Below are 2246 nucleotides of genomic sequence, written 5' to 3' on the forward strand. Positions count from 1 at the left end.
CGATGTCGCTGGCGCTGATCGCGGCGCGCCGGGCGCTGGCCCTGAAACGCCGTTCCGGCCGCAATACATTGCTGGAACATGCAGCGGATACCGGCGCCGGCTTCGTCCTCGTCGTGCCGCCCATCGTCGTCGGCGCCGGCTGGTTCCTGCTCTTGCGCACAGTCAGCGACGTCTTTGCCATTGCCCCGCTGATGGTCGTCGCCGTCAACGCGGTGATGGCGATGCCCTTCGCCATCCGCGCGATCCGCCCCGCCTATGACGCGGCAAGCGAGCGCCACGAGCGGCTCTGCCTGCTGCTCGGCATATTCGGCTGGAACCGGCTCAGCCTGATCGACTGGCCGTCGCTCAGGCGGCCGCTCGCCACCGGCTTCGCCTTCGCCATGGCGCTGTCGCTCGGCGATCTCGGCGTCATCGCGCTGTTCGGCAGCGATTCCGTGCAGACCTTGCCCTATCTTCTCTTGGCGCGCATGGGCAGCTATCGCACCGCCGACGCCGCCGGCCTCGCGCTTTTGCTCGGCCTCGTCTGCCTGGCGCTGGTGCTTGCCGCCGACCGGCTCGGGCGCGGGGAGAGATCATGATGCCGGCGAACGAAAGCAAGGCGAAAGGGGCGACGGTTCGGCTGGAGGACGTGTCATTCGACTATGGCGAAGCGCCGTTCCGTTTCGACGTCGGGTTCGCCGACGCGAAGATCACCGCCATCATGGGGCCGAGCGGTTCGGGAAAGTCGACGCTGCTCAACCTTGTGGCCGGTTTCGAGGCGCCGCGTTCGGGGCGCGTGCTGATCGACGGCAGCGATGTCAGCGCCGCGCCGCCTTCGGCACGGCCGGTCTCGATGGTTTTCCAGGAGAACAATCTGTTCGCGCATCTTTCGGTGGAGCGCAATGTCGGGCTTGGCCGCTCGCCATCGCTTAGCCTCGGCGAGGCCGACCATGCGGCGATTGCCGAGGCGCTGGCGCGTGTCGGCCTTGCCGGCAAGGAGAGGCGGCTGCCGCGCGAGCTTTCCGGCGGCGAGCGGCAGCGGGTTGCGCTGGCCCGCGTGCTGGTGCGCGGCCGCCCGGTGCTCTTGCTCGACGAGCCCTTCGCTTCGCTCGGACCGGCGCTGCGCGACGACATGCTCGATCTGCTCGCCAGCGTCCATGCCGAACGGCAGATGACGGTGCTGTTCGTCACGCACCAGCCCGAGGATGCGCGCCGCATCGGCCAGGACATGGTGTTCCTCGACAACCACACGGTCGCCGCGACAGGGACGGCGGCCGATTTCTTCGACGGCTCTGGACCGGACGCCTTCCGGCGCTATGTCGGCATGGACGCGGCCAAAGGGTCGCGCCTCGACGACCGCGGATGAGGCGCTGGGGTTCTGTTCGATGCAGGCCGTTGCCTCAAAACCACAGTGCATTTTCGGGCGGCATGCATCGCCGCCGGATCATGGCATGTTGCCCGGAAGCGGACATAATTTACGCTCAAACCGGGTTTGGGTGATGCAGCGTTTGCTTGCCTTGACTGGAGGAGTATGGCTAGGTCCGCCCATACTGGTCCGGCACAGGCCGTGATTTGCCCGCAAAGATTTGGAAAGGAAGCCGATCTGCCGACCGGCAAGCATAGAGTGCTGACGAAACCGCTGGCGCGTCTCCTCGCGTTGGCCGGCCTTGCCGTGGCGCTGGCCAGCTGCCAGATGTTCACGCCGCCGGATGTGCAGGAATCCGGTTTCCAGCCGTCCGACAAGCCGATCACCGTCGACAATGTCGTCGCCAACTCGAAGCTTGCCGAAATGGCGAAGGCGCAGCACCCGCGCATCCTTGCCACCTATGGCGGCGAATATTCCGATCCCAAGCTCGAGCGCATGGTGGCCAAGGTCGTCGGCAGCCTGACGGTGGTGTCGGCCAATCCGACCCAGACCTATCGCATCACCATCCTCAATTCCCCCAACGTCAACGCCTTCGCGCTGCCCGGCGGCTACCTCTATGTCACCCGCGGCCTGCTGGCGCTGGCCAATGATTCGTCCGAGCTCGCCGCCGTCATCGCGCACGAGATGGGCCATGTCACCGCCAATCACGGCCTGCAGCGCCAGCAGCTCGAAGCCGAGGAAGGCTTGGCGACCAAGGTGGTGTCGGATGTGCTGGGCGACAGCCCGACCGCCAAGGCGGCGCTCATCCGCGGCAAGCTGAGGCTCGCCCAGTTCTCGCGCAACCAGGAACTGCAGGCCGACGCCATCGGCATCAAGTCGATCGGCGAGGCCGGTTATGATC

The 2246-nt window shown here is 66.6% G+C and carries 3 protein-coding genes; all 3 read left to right on the forward strand.

Going from position 1 to position 2246, the window contains the following annotated elements; translation table 11 throughout:
• Window positions 1–578: ABC transporter permease subunit (locus tag EN780_RS32490; RefSeq protein ID WP_128276316.1), on the forward strand; the 578-nt coding region annotated here is incomplete at its 5' end.
• Window positions 578–1345: a thiamine ABC transporter ATP-binding protein gene (thiQ, locus tag EN780_RS32495; RefSeq protein ID WP_189556925.1), complete on the forward strand. Its 768-nt coding sequence runs from the start codon at window positions 578–580 to the stop codon at window positions 1343–1345. The genes EN780_RS32490 and thiQ, both read left to right, overlap by 1 nt.
• Window positions 1346–1636: 291 nt before the next feature.
• The coding region (locus EN780_RS32500; RefSeq protein ID WP_245500198.1) for a M48 family metalloprotease at window positions 1637–2246 on the forward strand (610 nt) is incomplete at its 3' end.

This window comes from Mesorhizobium sp. M4B.F.Ca.ET.089.01.1.1 (genome assembly GCF_004022605.1).
Lineage (GTDB): Bacteria > Pseudomonadota > Alphaproteobacteria > Rhizobiales > Rhizobiaceae > Mesorhizobium > Mesorhizobium abyssinicae.